Origin of the sequence: Paenibacillus turicensis (genome assembly GCF_017873435.1) — a bacterium.
GTDB lineage: Bacteria > Bacillota > Bacilli > Paenibacillales > Paenibacillaceae > Fontibacillus > Fontibacillus turicensis.
In genome coordinates, this window is sequence record NZ_JAGGKG010000014.1 from 115,794 (window position 1) to 134,253 (window position 18,460).

An 18,460-nucleotide genomic window follows, 5' to 3' on the forward strand; every position below is an offset into this window, starting at 1 on the left:
GCTACCAATAGATTGAACTTCGTGGTGAACAGTGTTACTCTAAAAAACGATATACCTCGAGTTTATGCTTCACTTTTTATGTAATAATCGTCACCATTTTAGTTAGAAAGAAAGGTACACCATGATAAAAGTTAGTAATTTATCCTTCTCATTTCCGCAAAAAGAACTGTATAACCATATTTCATTTACGCTTGAAGAGGCACAGCATTGCGCTTTTATAGGAACAAGTGGGAGTGGCAAAAGTACGCTGATCGAGATGCTAATCGATCCTGAAAGACATTTGTTTGATGGTAAATTAGAGATCGATCCCAATTGCCGAATTGGGTATGTGAGTCAGTTTTCTCAAGTAGATAAAACAAAAGAAGTCACTGTTTATGAATATATGAGGGAAGATTTTATTAAGATACAAAATGAAATTACATCCATTTGTACCGAAATGGAAACCTCATCAGATATGGATGCATTACTAGAAAAATATCAGTCCGCTTTAGATGCATTGGATGTAATGGGTGGCGATGATTTTGAAAGCAATATTAATAAGCAACTAAATCTAGCCAATCTGATGAAGCTAAAGGATCTTAGCGTATCTGACCTGAGTGGCGGAGAATTTAAGCTGATCCAAGTCATAAAGGAAATGCTAACTAATCCAGACTTAATCATTATGGACGAGCCTGATGTATTTTTAGATTTTGAAAACCTTAATGCGCTTAAAAAGCTTATTAATTCCCATAAGGGCATGTTACTCGTGGTTACACATAACCGATATTTATTGAATCATTGCTTTAATAAAATTTTGCATCTTGAAAATACAGAACTCCAAGAGTTTGATGGGCGCTATATCGACTATAACTTCTCATTACTCCAGTCCAAAATTGATTTACAAGAGTTATCAGTCGCTGACGCTGAGGAAATTAAGAGAAATGAGAACCTCGTCGATAATCTTAGAGCCATCGCAAGTAATGATGCAGACGCAGCTAGAGGCAGAGCGTTAAAGGCTAGGGTTAAGTTTACAGAAAGATTGGAAGCACGGAGAATTAAGGCGCCCTTTGTGGAGATTAAACAGCCGAATATAAACTTTAGTATGGATAATAAAATCGAAGATGCAGTGGTTATAAAGGTTAACAATTATTGTGTTGCTTTTGATGAATTGCTTTTAGATAATGTGAGCTTTGAGATAAAATCAACAGATAAAGTAGCGATTATTGGTCCAAATGGAACTGGAAAAACGACGTTACTACGAGAAATCTTTAAAAATAATGATGCTTCGATTGAAATCAATACGGATGCCAAAGTAGCTTATTTATCTCAGGTTCAAGGTGAAATGCTAAACGGCTCGAATACCATATTAGAAGAATTTATCGATGCAGGGTTCGAAACTTATGATGAAGCTAGAACGTATCTTTCAAGCTATGGCTTTGAAGGTGAGATTGTGGATCAAAGAATTGAGTCATTATCGGGTGGAGAAAAAAACCTACTTCAATTAGCTAAAATTTCGGCTACACAAGCTAACGTATTGCTGCTCGATGAGCCAACAAGCCATTTAGACACCTATTCACAAATTGCACTAGAGAGAGCGATTGAAGAGTATAAAGGCGCAATTCTCATGATTTCGCATGATTTCTATTCTGTTGTCAATGGGATGGATTATGTTTTAATCATTGAAGACAAAACGATGACAAAAATGAGTATGCAGGCATTTAGAGAGATGATTTATGCTAGCCATTTTGATCAACATTATTTAGAAATAGAACAAAAGAAAAAAGCAGTGGAAATGAAAATAGAATTGGCGTTAAAGGACACTAATTTTGAACTTGCAAAAGTATGGGTGGATGAGCTAGAAGGGCTAATTAAGTTGCTTTAGATTGGGATGGCCATGATGTTATTGAATGGAATCAAGCGATGATTAAAAGAAGAACTCTAGTAAAATCTAAGAGTTCTTCTGTCTTATTATTTATAATCAGCCAAGCCAAGGTAGTGAAGTGATAATACGTACTCATAACCATGTGACGCTACTAAAGCGATGTTGTTTATAATTGTTTCCTTATTATTTACACTTAGATTAGCGAAGGCGACTTTAGCTTCATGGAAGCTTTCCAATCGGGTTTTTCCATTTTGAAGAGCCTCATAATATTTAAAAGCGAAATAATATGCACTGTTGCGCTCTTCCATAAGTTTTTTGTTCAAAGCAACAAGCTTGTATTCGTTGTCTCCAGACTTTCCCTCTGATTTTGGAACGTCAGTCCAAGCATAATTCTCAGCGTTGCCATTCGTGCCAAGCATTACGGATGCTATGGGATTGATCAACTTTCCATTTGTAAGCCCATCGTGTAGGAAGCCTTTTCCCTTTAGAGTATCTTTACCTGGGGCCATGTTCCAGAAGAAGCTTGTGAAGTAATTTGCATTCAAGCTTATCATACTTTTACGATCAAGGAACGGTACCTTATTTTGAGTAGCTTTCTCGCTATCCCCATCACTTCCGACCACAAGATCCATCACTCCAGCTTTATTTTCACTGGTAAGCTTTTCTGCTAGGTCTTTATAATAGATACGTAGATCGGTATTTCTGAAGAGATTAAATTCTGGCTCATCCTTTAGTCGCTTCAGGAATAATGCAATATCATTAATGCCAGCTCCATTTTCGTGAAACATGGTTGGAACAGAAAGAACAACAGTGGGTATTGATTTCCCCTTAGCTTGCTGGAGATACTTTTCGTACTTAGAGATATAGCCAGAAATTTCCCCTTTAGTTAGCGGTAGACGTGAGACTGGCCATTCAGGAACAATATTGATTGGACGCCCTTCCTGGATGATGCCATAGACAGAAACATCCTTTAGGTACTTACTGTCGTTCTTGAAGCTAGAGTAGAAGAAATCGGTTGAGAATTTCTCATTTTTATTGATTGCAACGCCATCCCATCTTTCGTTACCTACGATCATTTTCATTTTCTGAGTGTAGGTGAAGGCCGGAACGTCATTGACTATACCAAAAATTTGAACTCCGTCAACGTTGCCCCCTATTTTTTTCTGTTTCGCTTTAAGAGCATCGTATAATTCAGTAGCTGTTTTGTAATTTGCGGCATCTAATAATACATTGTTCGTTTGTGTAAATTTATTGGTATACAGCTTAATTGCTTTCATATCTTGGCTTGTTACCTTTTTGCTGTTGTAAATGAAGTAGTAGACAGGACGACTGTCAGTGGTTGCCTTGATTTCTGAATTTGCACTGCTTGCTGCGAATAAGTTGCCTAAGGGAAGCAGAGTAGCTAGAAAAATACATAATGTTGAAATATAGAAAAACCGTTTCACTCAAGTTTACCTCCTAATTTATATTAACTAGCTTATTCTTTCATAGCTCTTTATTTCCGTCAATTGGTAACCCGAAATAAAATGATTTGTTATAATCTAGCTAAGTTTAGTTTCATATAAAGGAGGAATACCGTTGAAAATTGACTTTGCAACCGACTCAGACTACGAATACATACGAAACCAAGATCGGCATCTTTCTGAAAGCTTAATCCTGTCTAAAATTAAGGGAAATGAGATCTATATTGTTCGAGATGAAGAGGATCATAATATTGGATGGATGAGGTACGGATACTTTTGGGATAACACCCCATTCATGAATTTGATTTGGCTTGATGAGCCTTACCGGAGTAAGGGGATCGGCAAGCAAGTTGTCCTTTTTTGGGAAGAACAAATGAAAGAAAAAGGCTTTAATTTAATGATGACATCGACTCAGGCTGATGAGGGGTCTCAACATTTTTATCGCAAGCTAGGTTATAAGGATGCAGGGTGTTTAATACTTGATACGCAGCCACAGGAAATATTTTTTACAAAACAGCTGTGAATGTATGCCCAACAAAATGTTCAGAAAATAGTATTAATAACTTTAAAGGAGTACATTCATGCTTGACTCTAATCCCCATTGGCTTGCCCATTGTTTAGAAATCAAAGAGTTGGAAATTACGTTAGCTAAGCAATCTACGATGCACTTAAATCAAGCTTCTCTCATTCTAGTGACTGATGGGCAATGCACATTATCTATAAACGGGCATGAGGAGCACATTATATTTGGTCAATTAATTGCGCTAGAAAGTGGCTCTGTTATTCAATTTTCCAAACCAACGCATCTGGACTTTTCTGCTTATCTAATCAGCTTCAATATATACAACATATATGATACAAACTTAAAAATAGCTGGCGATTGGAGTGTAAATACGGCAACTGGTTATCACATTCGAAGCGTGTCTGATACGGTTGTAGCACATATTCGATCATCATTTAACGAAGCAGTAGCACCTCTAAATGTAACGATAAAGCAGTTTATTTTATATAGTTTATTAAAACAATTACAACAAGAGATACCACAACAGCAGACAGATGAAGCTACACTTGAGCAGAGAATGGAACGTACTGATACTTATATAAAGCAAAATTATAATGCAATGATGACAAGAGATGAGCTAGCTGCGATTGCTGGATATAGTCCATCATATTACTCTAGGAAATTTACCGAGTTATATCGTAAAACGCCAATCCAGTATTTAATTACTTATCGTATTTTGCGTGCTCAGGAAAGATTACTACTTTCAGATGACTTGTCTAAAAATGTGGCGAAGAGGGTGGGTTTCGAGGATGCCCAATATTTCAGTCGTCAGTTTAAAGAGGTTGTGGGTGTTTCGCCAAAACATTTTAAAAAATCGATTGCAGCAGGTCGGATTTGCTTTCTTTCGCCTGCACATGCAGAAATTGCAATTGCGTTAGGTGTAATTCCGGATTGTGTTATCGTCACAAGCTCCTTAACTCCAAGTTATCAAAGAGAGCTTTTCCATAAAAACGGTGTGAAAATGCTAGAAATGCCTCAATATGTCATTCAGCAAGACATCATTGTACAGCAACAGCCTGATCTAATTATCGGATCACATTTAACGGAAGAGACGAAGCAACACTTTCAAACCCTTGCACCTATTATTACGAGATTACCAGATGAGCTAAATGAGCTTATTCCTTATTTTGGTCAATTGTTTAATAGACAAAGCCAAGCTAAACATTTGATGAAGGAGCTGGCTACAGAGGTTAAAGCTTTAAGGGATAAAATTCATAAACAGATTAATATCAACAATAACACTTATAACAGTACAAAGAACGTTATAAATCAGACAACCGTTCTTCACCTTCGCGTAGAAGAGTTAGGGTATCGTTATGTAGGGGAAGCCTCTACCGACTCGGCAATCCTTTTGTACAAGGAGCTTGGCTTAAACATGCCCCATAGCTTTACCTCACATGAGAATAGCTTTAACGTATGCTCCTTACAGCAATTAGAGGATGCCAATCCGACTTACTTATTTATTGAAAAACGTATTATGGATTATTACAGTGCAGACCACAGCTTGTCTAGGCTACAACAAAGTGAGCAATGGAGTAATCTGGATGCAGTCAAAGATCAACGAGTATTTTATGTGGATACAGGCTTATGGATTAATAATTGCAGTGTGTTTGGTAAAAGGGAAGTGATGAAGCAGATTGAAGAGGCTATTTTGGGTAGTGAATCATTATCAATGACACAATAATCCACTTTTTAGGACACTTTCAGCTATAGTAGGTTTTCTCATTATTCATTATAATTTGATAGTGATAATCATTATCATAGAAAAGAGGGTTATATTTAATGAAAAAAATGAGAAAATCGATGTTGTATATAGTTTCAATGCTGTTAGTTTTGGCTTTAGCTGCTTGTTCTACCTCAAATCAAGGAAATGCAGGGGGCGCACAGGACGAGTCAAATAAAAGTGAGCCTACCACACGTGTTGTGAAGGATGCCTATGGTGATGTGACCATTCCTACCCATCCTAAAAATATGCTGGTCCTTAATTCTAATTATGCTGAGAACCTCATCGAGATTGGCGTAATTCCTAATATGGTAACCCTTGTGAAGGAAATCGAACCAGAGTATCGTCCTAAATTGTTTGATGAAAATAAGGTTAAGATGATTCCCGTACAGCAATATGAGGAAAATATTGAAATTATACTTGAGGCGGCACCTGATTTAATTATTGCGGATAATGGAGCGATAGATGCTAAACGATATGAGGCATTAAGTAAAGTTGCGCCTACGGTTGCGGTGGATGCTGGTGGTGCAATCGATGATTTTGTTCCTGTACTTGGCAAGCTATTTAATAAAGAGAAGGAAGCTGACGTGGCTCTCCAGAAGTTTAGAGCTAAAATACAAGAAACGAAGGACAAGCTACACAATGCAATTGGCGATGAAAAGATTCTCGTGCTGCGAGTAGAGCAAAACCAATATCGTGTATTAGGTACGGAAAAGGGAAGTCCCGGTAGTGATATTTTGTACCATCAGCTTGGCTTAAACATACCCACGAAGTTAAAGGATAATCAGGATTGGTTTACACCTATTTCTTTAGAGGTTTTACCTGAGCTTGATGCGGATCATATTTTTGTTGAAAAACGCCAAATGCAAAATTATAGCAGTGAGCAATCGATGAAGGATTTAGAAAATTATCCACTTTGGAAAACGATGGCTGCGGTGAAAAAGGGCAACGTTTATCCATTAAAAACGGCTGATTTTGTTGTTGGTGAAGGGTTAATAGGTACTCCATTATTCCTCGATTATTTAGTAGAAAAGTTGGTGCGCTAAATGACACAAAATATAGATATTTTTGATCTTATTATTATTGGTGGCGGACCGGCGGGGATGTATGCTGCTTTTTATAGCGGAATGCGTGAAATGAAAACGAAGATCATTGAAGCCAAAAATGAATTGGGTGGCTTTATGCGTACCTACCCTGAAAAGTTGGTCTGGGATGTCGGTGGAGTTAAACCTGTTCGATGCGAGGATATTATTCACTCATTAATAGAGCAAGCGGAAACCTTTGACCCAGAAATCGTATATGGACAAGAGATCGTGGGAATGGAGAAGCGTGGGGATGGTATTTTTATCTTGACCTCTAACACAGGGGACAAGCATTACACAAAAACGATCATTATAGCGACTGGCCGCGGAATCACTAAGATTCAGAAATTAAACGTTGAAGGTGCAGATCGTTATGAGCTAAATAACCTCCATTATACGGTGACAAGCTTAAACAAGTTTAAGGATAAAAGAGTACTTATCTCTGGTGGTGGCGATTCGGCAGTTGACTGGGCGATTGAAATGGCCCCCATTGCGAAGGAGGTATACGTCGTTCATAGACGAGATGACTTTAGTGCCTTTGAATGCTCTGTCACACGAATGAAATCCGTAGCGACTACCTATGTACCTTATACTGTAACCTCTTTACATGGGAATGGAAATAAGGTCGAGCGGGTTACATTAGAGCATGTGAATTCAAACGAAGCGGTCAGCATTGACGTGGATGAGGTGCTTGTTAACCATGGCTTCGAGCGAAACTTTGGTGGGGCTATTTTGGACTGGGGACTTGCTTTTGAAGAATATGGTGTGTCTGTTACACCACAAATGTGTACGAGTATGCCCGGTATATTTGGTGCAGGTGATATTATTACACATGAAGGAAAAGTAAGATTGATCGCTGGTGCTTTTAATGATGCTGTACTTGCAGTAAATAGTGCTAAACTATATATTGACCCTACCGAATCCAAAATGGCAGGTGTCTCTTCTCATAATGATTGCTTTGCGGATAAAAATGAAGAACTACAAAGAAAAAGAATAAGATAGAAAATAAACCGAAATTCCTCTATATGTATACTATGTTATTCTAAAGGTGGAAATAGCTAGTTTAATAAATAGCAAAATTCATCATATGGATAGGGGATTCAATAATGTGTACATCAATTGATGAGTTAGTTCATTATTATTTTAATGATCCAAGTTATGAAATAGAATCAGTTCCATTTGGATTGACTAACCTCACGAAAATTATAAAAATCAATAACAATAAGTATGTAGCACGTGTATATAATCGACATACTAAAAGTATTCAAAGTATTGAGCTAGAATCAAAAATAACGTCATTTTTAAATAATAAAAATCTTGCATTCCAAGTCCCTGTATTTCTCCCTACGCTCAGTGGGGATGAATACATACAATTGTCAGATGGGGCATTAGGTGCGATTGTTTCTTTTCTTGAAGGGGATGTACCTGTCTTGACAGAGAAGCAACAAGCCTTGGAGTTTGGTAGGATTGTTGGACAAATTTCTTCTGTAATGGGCGATTACCCAAAGGAGCTACTTGAATATCAAGGAAAGTCTTTTATCGAGTTTTATGATCTTCATCCACTTGCCCATCGTGATGCTATAACTTCTTTTATTGAGCAAGCACCTTTTTACATTGCTGAAGCACATCTAAACTTTTATCAAGTAATGCTTTCATCTGTGGAGGAGTCCATTGATCTGTTAAAGGAATTACCTAGACAGCTGGTTCACCATGACTTGTTAATATTTAATTTATTGTGTCAAGATCACAAAATTTGTGGTGTATTAGATTTTGATTTTGTTTCACTAGATATTAGCTTTATCGAGTTTGCTATTTGCCTTAATCACATTTTGCAGATGTCAAATGGCTCTTTGGAAATGACTGAGGCATTTATTAAGGGGTATGCAATGTTTCGTAAAGGCTCATTGCAAGAATTCAGGTATATCAAGCTTATGACGCAGATTTATCATATTGCCGTTCTCCATATTTATATAGGTCAACATTTTTCAGGTATAAATATTGAACAAAACTTCAACTACATTCTAAATCAATTCCACACAAGAATGAATTGGTTAAATGAACATGATACATCTATCCAAAAGCTACTAGAAACTTACTTACTTTAATAAAATGGACTGGAGTTACAAAATGATGGCACAGCAGGTAGTTGCTTTGGTATGCAATGCATGTAAAAGTTTATCGGAGCCAGTTAACATGGAGAGTTCGCTTTTTGATATTGCGGGTTTCGAAGATGTTGTAATGGAGTGGTCAGATTTCAAAAATGAAGTTCCTACACCAGACACCATTCATTGGGTGCGCTCTGATCGACCTCCTATGAAAGGCGAAGTTAGAACAGTAAACGTACATCATCCTTTCTATATGTCGGTGGGAGAGCCCTTTTGGATATTATACACTCCAGTATTATCTAGCCTTAATGGATGGGATTCTCATCCTGAGGAGATCGAGCAATCGTCTTTTGTACGTTGTTTCATTGAACGTGTACTTGATCAATATGAATCTAAAGCGTGGCTGCAAGTTAAGATTTTAGATGTATTGATGATTAGGGATTACAATATGAATTTTCCGGTTAGAGATGGTAGCAACGGATACTTAGATGATTTTGAAATGTTTGGGCAGCCTCATATATTTTGTTATAAGGATTGGCTATATATAAGTGCGGGCGCAGAGGGAGATCTTGGCGTATGGGCATTGGTAAAACAAGTGAACAGTCAATACTATATGCTAGTATATGGGGATTGGGGTTTTCATAAGTATAACGCTTTTGGAGGAAACATTTTGTTACCTAACCAGCAGATTGAGGCATGGATCAATCAAGCTATTCATAATCATCGTTATAATAAGGTAGAGTAAATAAGAAGTAAGCAGATACTTCCAAGGCTTCGAAGCTAGGTTGGAGGTATCTTTTTTATAGCTTGCATTTTTTGATTGTAAACTGCAAGGCTTTATATAAGCAGGTATGGTTAACTGTTATCAGAGGGAGGGAAACGGAATGGCCTGGGTTGAAAGAATGAGTAAAGCGCTGGACTATATCGAGGACAATCTCTTAACGAATATTGACCTGGCTCAAGTCGCAAAAATTGCTTGCTGTACTAGCTATAATTTTCACAGGATCTTTTCAATCGTAGCAGAGGTGTCCTTGTCTGAGTATATTCGGCGTAGGAAGATGACGCTTGCCGCATTTGAGCTGCAAAATAGTAGCATTAAGATTGTTGACCTTGCTCTAAAGTACGGCTACGACTCTCCAGAGGCTTTTGCTCGTGCATTTAACAATATTCATGGGCAAACCCCGTCATCTTCGCGTAATCAGGGCGTTATTCTTACAGCCTATCCCCGTATCTCTTTCCTACTAACCGTTAGAGGAGTTGTTCCAATGAACTACAGAATTGAAAGCAAGGAAGCATTTCATGTATATGGAATTGAGGATATATTCACGACAGACCAAGGTGAAAATTTCATTTCCGTACCTCGTTTTTGGCAGGAGGCTCGGGATGATGGCAGGCTTGAAAAACTAACCAACTCAACAAATATGTTTCAAGAAGTATCAAATAATTTGTGTTTGGTTAACGCAATTTGTGATTACCGTCAGCTTGAGGATGATAATAAGTTTCCTTATATGATGTTTGCCCTTAAAACGAGTAAAAGCCAAACAGAGGGATACAAAGAAGAGATGGTTCCAGCTGCAACGTGGGCGATTTTTAGAACTGAAAATCATACCTATAAGGGAACAAGCGCCGCTCTTCAGAATGTCATTAAGCGCGTATATACCGAGTGGTTACCCACTGCTGATTATGAAAAAGTGGATGGATATGAACTTGAGATGTATTACGGTAGTGGTAGCGTATGCTGGAGTGAATTATGGATTAGAGTAAGACCAAATAAAAAATAAAAAAAGCCTAGATCGTGATCTGGCTTAGTAAGTAATTATAGGAGTCCCAAGGAGTCGCAATTTTATCAAAAACTTCAATCTAAATGATAACAAAAGACAAAAGAATAGTCTAGTAATTTTTGAGCCTAATGTTAATATTAGGGTACCGGTAATTACAATGTGGGTGCGCACGCTACGGAAGATGGAGCCTATGTATGAAGGGTTTAGAGTTAAGCGAAGCATTTTATTGGGAGATCGTAAGACCAATCATAGCTAAACAATTTCCTCAACTATTAGAAAAACATGCCGCGGGGTTAATTGGGTATGGCTCAGATGTATTAGGTTATGATGATGAGTTATCAAGAGATCATGAATGGGGCGCAAGATGTTATATCTGGTTGCTTGACTCCGATTATGATATGTACGCAACAAGCCTTAACCAAGCGTTTAATGAAAAAATCCCAACGGTATACAAGGGGTATCCTGCCCGCTTTTCGGTAGATGAGTCCCATGAGGTGCTTATCCCCTATAACGGCAAAGACAACTTACACCATGTTGCAATTACTAGTGTCTCTCGTCACATGGAGCTCCAATTAGGGCTGCATACTCCACAGCCTTCCAAATATGAATGGTTAGTTATTCCTGAGCAGAAAGTGATGGAGTGGACTAGAGGAAAGATTTTCACAGATCCTGTTGGGGAAATAACAGCAGTGCGAAAGACGTTAACTTATCTTCCTGATGACGTGTGGCGCTATAAATTAAAATACGCATGGAGTTCATTTCGTCAACTCTATGTGGCAGGGATCGCGGCACTCAGAGGAGACACTTTATCGGCTAGACTATGTTTAAATAAAATGGTAGATAAAGTGGTTCAACTGGTTTTCCTTTATAATAAAAGGGTTCGTCCTGCCACTTACAAATGGATAGCGAGGGAAATGTCTCAAATTAGCCCTCTCGTCAATAAGTTGATGGAGCAACTTGAAGCTAGTTTGATGGAGCCTTCTGTGACAAAGGCGGTTGAACACATCGAAGATGTGTTAATGGTTTTAGCACAACAACATAATGAGATGAAGCTCACAGAATATATCGAACTTAAGCCATCCGACTCTTATGCAAGGGGTTTACAAGGATATTCATATGTAAATATTGAAGATGCTTTATTTGCTTCGTTACCGAAGGAGCTTCAAGACCTAGAAATACCTGGTGCGTTAGATCAATTTATTACGAGTGAGCATATCTTGGTCTGGGCAGAGCATTATTCAAAGTTCAAGCCAATATATAGTATACAGTCAGAGGTAAAACGCACTGGAATCGGAGATATGATCGTTTAGCCACAAGTTCGACAAAACCATATATATATGTTACGGTGTAAGCATCCCATAGGCATTCTATTCTTTTTCGAATAGAGTGCCTTCGTGCATATTATGGGGATTACCATTAAATGTCTTTAAAATTTATCATAGCAAGATGGAGGTGGTGATGCTATGTTTCTTTCTTTAGCCCCGGTTGGGGATCGTTGGATGATGAATAAAGACGTGAAAATATCATTTCATAAAAAGGAGCGAACATAGTATGGCTACTATTTTTCAATCGGAGACTCGCACTCCCCTAAACACTTCAGGACTTAAAAATTTACGTAAATCTGGACGACTTCCAGGTATCGTTTTTGGTAAAAACACCGAAAATGAGATGGTTCATATTCCAAGCATCGAATTTCAAAAATGGTTAAACCAAGGTGCATCTGGTTTTATCGAGCTGAAGTTTGAAGGGAAAGAATCATTAACGGTATTGCTGGAGGATTTGCAGAGAGATCCAGTAACAAGAGATTTAATTCATGTTGATTTCCAACAGGTGCAAAGCAATGAGATTTTGCGTACCAAAATTCCTGTGAAGTTTAATGGTACACCCGTTGGCACGAAGAGTGGTGGCGTTGTTCAGGTTCAGTTAGCTTTGATCGAAGTGGAAGCATTACCACGTCATTTGCCTGAAACCATTGAATTTGATATTAGTGGCATGGAAATTGGAGAAACCTTGCATGTCAGTGATGCCCAATTCTCTTCAGACGTGACGGTTATATCTGATGGAAATGAATCTTTGCTTTCTGTAGTAAAACCTTAAGTTCATGTAGAATTTATGTGGATGTTAAGGCGGTTTTTATTCTACAATGAAATAGGGTTGTAATTCGGAGTTAAACCTACCCCTTATGGGGTGGGTTTTTTTACTTCTACCGCCTTTCGTAAACAAGGTTATGCAGGTGCAATGGTTGCAGAACTATGCTCGCTTCTTAAATTAGAGTCCTTAGAGCCGATGTTATATACTGATTTAGCAAACACTAATTCGCTTCGCGTATTTAAAAATATCGGATTTGCAGAAATGGGCAAGGTTATGGACATTAAATTTACAAAAACCAGCTGTACGCATTAGTCGCCAAGCGGCTGAAGATTTGAGCAATTCGTGGATGGCTCGTAAATACGAACTTGTGATTCGTAGCAAATAGGAGGAAAAATGATGTTTTTATATCATTATTTTGATCAATCTATAGGTCCCTTTGTAAATCTATCTGATTTATCTATTGATGAAGCAAGGTCTGCGCTTGATACAATTAAAGCAACCAAACCTAACGCCCAAAGCGCAAAAAGACATGATAAATATGTGGAATATCGGCGTAATTGCGAAAACATGATACGGACGGAATTTATAAAAAAAGGCGGGATTGTTAGTCGCACTTCGCCACATTATATGGTGGTTGAGCATAGTCCTTGGCTCAGTACATGGTATGAAAATAGTACATTTCTTAAAATTCCAATTCAAGAATTTGATCTAAAGACCATCTCATTTACGTATGGCGACTCGATGCCCACCTTTAGCCCAAATGTTGATGATGGGAAGGAATATCGGCGGCAACTGTATACATATGATGAAATTTTAATGATAATTCAAAAGTACGGATCGCCTCAGAATTGGAACGATGACGGGAAATACGGCCCTGAGCGTTATATCGAAGCCCATATATGGAGTGATGAGACGATAAATAAGTATAGAAAGGAGCATACATGATGGAAGTAACTGCACAGCAGGTAGCTGAATGGATGGTTGAGGAAATTAGGTTTAAAGGGAATTTGTATCAGACTGATGCGATTGAATATGTGAAGACTAACTTTGGGGAACAATTTGTATTTGTGAATGATAACGGAAATGCATCTTTGTCCAAAGAGGTAAAGAAGGCGTTCCGCAAGCTTCATGGGGGCAGGATAGCTTGGGATAGAGATAGCTTTATGTGGGCATGGACGTGAGATGTTATATTCTAATATAAGAACACAGAAATTTGTTGTTACTTAAATAAAAGGGGTTTACTTATGAGTGAGCAAGGCTTCAAAGATTATAATTTAGGCGAGGAAATTACCCGTGCCTTAGACAACTTAGGATTTCAACAACCAACAGAAGTTCAACATAAGGTGATCCCTTTTGCGCTGGATAGAAAGGATATGACGGTGAAGTCCCATACAGGAAGTGGGAAAACTGCGGCTTATGGTATTCCGATCTGCGAATTGCTAGAGTGGGAAGAGAACCGTCCACAAGCGCTGATTCTAACGCCAACTCGTGAGCTTGCGGATCAAGTTGCGCAGGATATTATGAATATCGGCAGATATAAGCGAATTAAGGCAACCGCTGTGTATGGCAAGCAGCCCTTTAGCAGACAGAAGGTGCAATTGCAGCATAGAAATCACGTAATTGTAGGTACGCCAGGGCGGCTAATTGACCATATTGAGAAGCAAACGATTGATTTGGAGCAGATCAAGTTTCTTGTCATTGATGAAGCGGATGAGATGCTTAATATGGGTTTTATTGAGCACGTAGAGAAGATTATTCGTGAGTTGCCTCTGGATCGAATGACGATGCTATTTTCAGCGACGTTACCGAAGGACGTGGAGAAGTTATGTCATAAATATATGAATGCTCCATTAGACATTGAAGTGCAGACTGAAGCAAAAACGACGAGTCAAATTGATCATTCCATGTATCTAGTTAGGGACGAGCAAAAGCTTAATTTGCTTCGAGATGTCACTCTCGTTGAGAACCCTGATAGCTGCATTGTTTTTTGCCGCACACAGATTAGAGTTGAAGTCGTATTTGAAGAATTAAATAAGCACGGATATCCCTGCGGTAAAATACATGGGGGGATGGAGCAGGACGATCGAACAGCGGTAATGAATGACTTTAAGCGCGGACAATTTTGCTATCTGATCGCAACGGATGTTGCCGCGAGAGGGATTGATATCGAGAACATCAGTCATGTTATCAACTATGATTTCCCGCAAGAGACGGAGAGCTATGTCCACAGAACCGGTCGAACGGGTAGAGCAGGTCAATCAGGTAGAGCAATTTCTTTTGCTACACCACGTGAGGATAAATTTGTTGCCAATGTTGAGCGCTATATCGGGTTCGAGATTCCAAGAAGAAACACGCCTTCCAAAGAAGCAATAATACGTGCGACTCCTGCCTTTGAAGCGAAGATTAGGGGTCAACGTGCGGTTAAGAAGGATCGTAGCTCTCGTATAAATCAAGATGTTCTGAAGCTGTATTTTAACGGGGGAAAGAAAAAGAAAATTAGAGCAGTAGACTTTGTAGGTACGATTGCCAAGCTCGATGGGATCTCTGCCGATGATATCGGAATTATCACAATAGAGGATAACGCCTCTTACGTAGATATTCTTAATGGCAAAGGACACCTCGTTCTTGAAAAGATGAAGGATACTACTGTCAAAGGTAAGCTGCTGAAAGTACATGTGGCAAATCGGAAATAAAATTATATGGGCTTGGACGTGAGAGGAAATATAACTTAGTGTTGAGAATATGCTCCATTGTCAGCTGTGGTATTTTCGTTATATACTGATGTATATTTTACGAAAATAGTATATATAGATGGGCCCAAAGGTAGGTATAAAGAGCGTGTGAAGCTGGAAAGGTGAACTTTATGAAAGCAAATCGGATGGAGGCATTCAGCGACGGCGTCCTGGCAATTATTATTACAATTATGGTACTTGAATTCAAATTGCCCGAAGGCCATGACTGGCATGCATTAATCGGACTTGGACCAAAGGTTCTAAGCTACATCCTAAGTTTCGTGTATGTCGGAATATACTGGAATAACCATCATCATCTACTGCACATGGTGCGGAAGATGAACGGACGGCTGATGTGGCTCAATTTACTGCTTCTCTTCTGGCTATCGTTAGTACCATTTACGACAGCTTGGATGGGAGAAAGCCAATTTGCGGCAACACCAACAGCGCTGTACGGTATTATTCTACTATTTGCGGCGTTCTCATACTGGTTGCTTCAGCGCGCGATTATTAATCAGCATTCAGATGATTCCGCATTCGTGGTAGTGATGAGGAAAAACTGGAAAGGAAAATTATCCTCTTTGTTCTACTTGATCGCAGCCTTGACGGCATATATAAGTCCTTGGATATCTGGCATCTTTTTTGTACTTGTTGCGATAATCTGGTTTTTGCCTGATCAGCGAATCGAGCATGTTCTGAATGATCACTAAAAAAAGCTCTTCGATTCTCGCGTCTAGTTTACAGACGGGTTTCGAGGAGCTTTTTTGGATGGTACTATGCTGTTAAGCAGGATAGCCGCCTCCTGGGGGTGGCCAAGCGCCTTGCAGACGACGAAGTAACACAATTTCCCCTAGGTGATAAGAATTATGTGAGGCAATATTCCGCAAAAGTCCTCCCTTAGTTTCGTTAGGGAAATTGACAAGTGGCTCATCAAGCTGAGCAGTTTGGGCAATAGCTACAGCCTTCTCTACGCCGTTTAGTAGGTGTTCAATCGCAGCCTGTAGCTGTGCCTCATCCGCTGGGGCAGTCTCTTCAGGCCAACTTTCCTGTACATTTGCTGGTGCTTGGGGTTTGCCACCTTCAATATGCGTCAGCATGAAATCTTGCCAATAGCTCATATGCTTCACCAATTGATAAATGGTGTATGGCACTCCTTCTACAGGTTTCCCCGCCAGCTCCACGGTAATATCGGGCAAAGCTCTAGCAATCGGAATATGTCCACGTTCTCCAACTAAAGATTTTACAATAGCTTGGCTAAAAGCAAGGTTTGATTGAGACATGAGTAAGCTCCTCCATTTAAGCTAAAAAGCAGTTTATATTACTTTTCTCTAATAGATTTTATAAAATCTAATTACGCAAAACTTAATATACTGCTATGAACATATATTTGTCAACTTAGAGGGCTCACTATACTCATTAAGGCATGTACATTATGATCTGGGTCATAGAAAAATGCCATCCATGTTGAAGTTTGATCTACCTCAGAAATTTTATGTGGCTTACCCAGAAATTGCACATTACGATGAATTAAGGTTTCATACGCAGCGTTAATATTATCTACATTAAAATAAAATACAGAACTCGGATGATCAAATTTAGGGTCTTCGGCGATGTTTAGTAGAATTTGAACGCCATTACAATCAAAAAAGGCCATGTTCGGGATCTCAAATAACAGCTTCAATCCTAGAGTATCCTGATAAAAGCGAGTAGCAACCTCCATATCCTTAACACGAATGGAAACTTGTCCTATGCCTTTAATTTTGAATTCTGAATTCATTGATTAACACTCCTTTTGGCGATTTATTTACAATGTTCAAATTTGATTTATTTAGATACTACACCAGGTCTAGGAGGGTTGCAAAACTTAATGTTCAATGATTAATTATATTGATGCAATGCCTCATACAAGGTAGTTGCATCATTTATCAGATCTGGTATCCAAGCTTCTGATCCTTGAATGATTGTTGTGCCACCGTGGGCAAGCCAATGTAGAGTCATAATTAGCCAACATATGCCTCCAATTTGTATTTGCCAGTTCAGTTGTTCTCTAGGACAAGGAGCTACTTCAAGGAAAGCCGAAATCATGTCTTCTTTTGCTGTCTGACTCCAGACATGTGCTTCCTTCATCAAGCGATATAAATCACCAAGATGAGGACTTAAATAGCCAAGGGACCAGTCAATAGGCATAATTCCACTGTTTTGGATTAAAAGGTTTTTTGCATGATAATCATGATGGACAAGCGAGAGAGGAACGGTTTGATATAGTTTGTCTAAATGATGCGGAAGTACACTTCTTAGGTTGAGTAAAACATTATTTGTAGCCGATATTTGTGACTTTAGTATCGTATTCATCAAATCATTTTTTAACAAATCATCTAGCAGGTTCAGAAACACCTCCTTTGAGACGCAATAATTTTCAGTAGTGGCTACTGGAATCAGTCTTAAGTGGGCTGTGGCTTGATTTCTAAGACGTGCTAGCTCCCGCGTAGCTTCAAGGAAATAAATAGATTTTGGATCTTGCTCCAAATTGCTGCGTCCTGCGTCCTCCATAATCATAATGCTACTTTCCTCAAGTTCAACAAATTCAAAAATGAGTGGAGCTTTAATTTGCAGTGGATAAACTAAATTTTGGTAAATTTCAGATTCTCTAGCCATCTCACTTCCGCCCCATTTAACAATACGTGATTCTCCTGATTTTAACCGTACTCTGTAAACCTCTGATAGCGGCCATTTTCTTAATAGAGACCATTCAGTGACCTCATCAAATAAAGGTATTTCAGTGCGATGAGCTAAAAATACTTTTGGAATCATATATGTACTTTCCTCCCATAATTTTGTTAGCTAGTACATTGTTCCATATTAGGCTAGAAAAAAATAGACTTATATTATCCATTTTGTTATGATGTTGAATAAGGTCTTTGTATTTTTGTATTGTCATAAAATAAAAAGCAGTTAGCTATACCATCGGGACTGACCCCGTAACGTGAGACAAATTAAAACACCTTCAAGAAAATGAAACCATGTCGTAAGATATGGATATAACTTGGAGGTGTTTTTTGC

Annotated in this window: 19 protein-coding genes; 15 read left to right on the forward strand and 4 right to left on the reverse strand. The window is 38.7% G+C overall.

Translation table 11 applies throughout. The annotated features are described in order from the left end of the window. Positions 1-121 precede the first annotated feature (121 nt). Positions 122-1,861, forward strand: coding sequence for an ABC-F family ATP-binding cassette domain-containing protein (locus J2Z32_RS14730; RefSeq protein ID WP_210089938.1), 1,740 nt, complete (start codon positions 122-124; stop codon positions 1,859-1,861). An 86-nt stretch (positions 1,862-1,947) separates the two neighbouring features. Here J2Z32_RS14730 and J2Z32_RS14735 read toward each other — a convergent pair whose 3' ends face one another. Continuing rightward, positions 1,948-3,306 carry a hypothetical protein gene (locus J2Z32_RS14735; protein ID WP_210089939.1) on the reverse strand — a complete coding sequence of 453 codons (1,359 nt, stop codon included), beginning with the start codon at positions 3,304-3,306 and terminating at the stop codon, positions 1,948-1,950. Positions 3,307-3,439: 133 nt separating this feature from the next. Between J2Z32_RS14735 and J2Z32_RS14740 the strand changes: the two genes are divergently transcribed. The 14 genes from J2Z32_RS14740 to J2Z32_RS22415 all read left to right on the forward strand — a co-directional run bounded on the left by J2Z32_RS14740 (position 3,440) and on the right by J2Z32_RS22415 (position 16,110). After that, a complete protein-coding gene (locus J2Z32_RS14740; protein ID WP_210089940.1) occupies positions 3,440-3,847 on the forward strand; it encodes a GNAT family N-acetyltransferase in 408 nt (135 codons plus the stop codon). Between the two features lie 58 nt (positions 3,848-3,905). Next, complete coding sequence (locus J2Z32_RS14745; protein ID WP_210089941.1) at positions 3,906-5,570, forward strand: AraC family transcriptional regulator; 1,665 nt, start codon at positions 3,906-3,908, stop codon at positions 5,568-5,570. Positions 5,571-5,668: 98 nt separating this feature from the next. Beyond that, positions 5,669-6,655 (forward strand): ABC transporter substrate-binding protein, encoded by a 987-nt coding sequence (locus J2Z32_RS14750; RefSeq protein WP_210089942.1) that lies wholly within the window; start codon positions 5,669-5,671, stop codon positions 6,653-6,655. Continuing rightward, positions 6,656-7,693: an NAD(P)/FAD-dependent oxidoreductase gene (locus J2Z32_RS14755; protein WP_210089943.1), complete on the forward strand. Its 1,038-nt coding sequence runs from the start codon at positions 6,656-6,658 to the stop codon at positions 7,691-7,693. Positions 7,694-7,797: 104 nt separating this feature from the next. Continuing rightward, the gene (locus J2Z32_RS14760) at positions 7,798-8,796 is read left to right on the forward strand and encodes a phosphotransferase enzyme family protein (RefSeq protein WP_210089944.1); all 999 of its coding nucleotides are present in this window, start codon (positions 7,798-7,800) and stop codon (positions 8,794-8,796) included. A 25-nt stretch (positions 8,797-8,821) separates the two neighbouring features. Beyond that, positions 8,822-9,541: a hypothetical protein gene (locus J2Z32_RS14765; protein WP_210089945.1), complete on the forward strand. Its 720-nt coding sequence runs from the start codon at positions 8,822-8,824 to the stop codon at positions 9,539-9,541. Between the two features lie 139 nt (positions 9,542-9,680). Then, positions 9,681-10,577 (forward strand): AraC family transcriptional regulator, encoded by an 897-nt coding sequence (locus J2Z32_RS14770; protein WP_210089946.1) that lies wholly within the window; start codon positions 9,681-9,683, stop codon positions 10,575-10,577. A 194-nt stretch (positions 10,578-10,771) separates the two neighbouring features. Further along, positions 10,772-11,887 (forward strand): DUF4037 domain-containing protein, encoded by a 1,116-nt coding sequence (locus J2Z32_RS14775; RefSeq protein WP_210089947.1) that lies wholly within the window; start codon positions 10,772-10,774, stop codon positions 11,885-11,887. Positions 11,888-12,128: 241 nt separating this feature from the next. After that, entirely contained in the window at positions 12,129-12,674 is a 546-nt protein-coding gene (locus tag J2Z32_RS14780; protein WP_210089948.1) for a 50S ribosomal protein L25, read from the forward strand. A 90-nt stretch (positions 12,675-12,764) separates the two neighbouring features. Next, positions 12,765-12,980, forward strand: a complete 216-nt coding sequence (locus J2Z32_RS14785) for a GNAT family N-acetyltransferase (protein ID WP_210089949.1) — start codon at positions 12,765-12,767, stop codon at positions 12,978-12,980. A gap of 84 nt (positions 12,981-13,064) precedes the next feature. Further along, positions 13,065-13,613 (forward strand): hypothetical protein, encoded by a 549-nt coding sequence (locus tag J2Z32_RS14790; protein WP_210089950.1) that lies wholly within the window; start codon positions 13,065-13,067, stop codon positions 13,611-13,613. Beyond that, positions 13,613-13,849, forward strand: a complete 237-nt coding sequence (locus tag J2Z32_RS14795; protein ID WP_210089967.1) for a DUF6953 family protein — start codon at positions 13,613-13,615, stop codon at positions 13,847-13,849. Before J2Z32_RS14790 ends, J2Z32_RS14795 begins: the two co-directional genes overlap by 1 nt. A gap of 63 nt (positions 13,850-13,912) precedes the next feature. Then, the gene (locus J2Z32_RS14800) at positions 13,913-15,361 is read left to right on the forward strand and encodes a DEAD/DEAH box helicase (RefSeq protein ID WP_210089951.1); all 1,449 of its coding nucleotides are present in this window, start codon (positions 13,913-13,915) and stop codon (positions 15,359-15,361) included. A 170-nt stretch (positions 15,362-15,531) separates the two neighbouring features. Then, positions 15,532-16,110 (forward strand): TMEM175 family protein, encoded by a 579-nt coding sequence (locus tag J2Z32_RS22415; RefSeq protein ID WP_210089952.1) that lies wholly within the window; start codon positions 15,532-15,534, stop codon positions 16,108-16,110. Between the two features lie 72 nt (positions 16,111-16,182). Here the strand turns inward: J2Z32_RS22415 and J2Z32_RS14810 are convergent, their stop codons facing one another. The 3 genes from J2Z32_RS14810 to J2Z32_RS14820 all read right to left on the reverse strand — a co-directional run bounded on the left by J2Z32_RS14810 (position 16,183) and on the right by J2Z32_RS14820 (position 18,211). Further along, a complete protein-coding gene (locus tag J2Z32_RS14810) occupies positions 16,183-16,680 on the reverse strand; it encodes a DinB family protein (protein WP_210089953.1) in 498 nt (165 codons plus the stop codon). A 110-nt stretch (positions 16,681-16,790) separates the two neighbouring features. Then, positions 16,791-17,177 carry a VOC family protein gene (locus J2Z32_RS14815; protein WP_210089954.1) on the reverse strand — a complete coding sequence of 129 codons (387 nt, stop codon included), beginning with the start codon at positions 17,175-17,177 and terminating at the stop codon, positions 16,791-16,793. 101 nt (positions 17,178-17,278) lie between these two features. Beyond that, positions 17,279-18,211, reverse strand: a complete 933-nt coding sequence (locus J2Z32_RS14820; RefSeq protein WP_210089955.1) for a BUD32 family EKC/KEOPS complex subunit — start codon at positions 18,209-18,211, stop codon at positions 17,279-17,281. Positions 18,212-18,460: the final 249 nt, after the last annotated feature.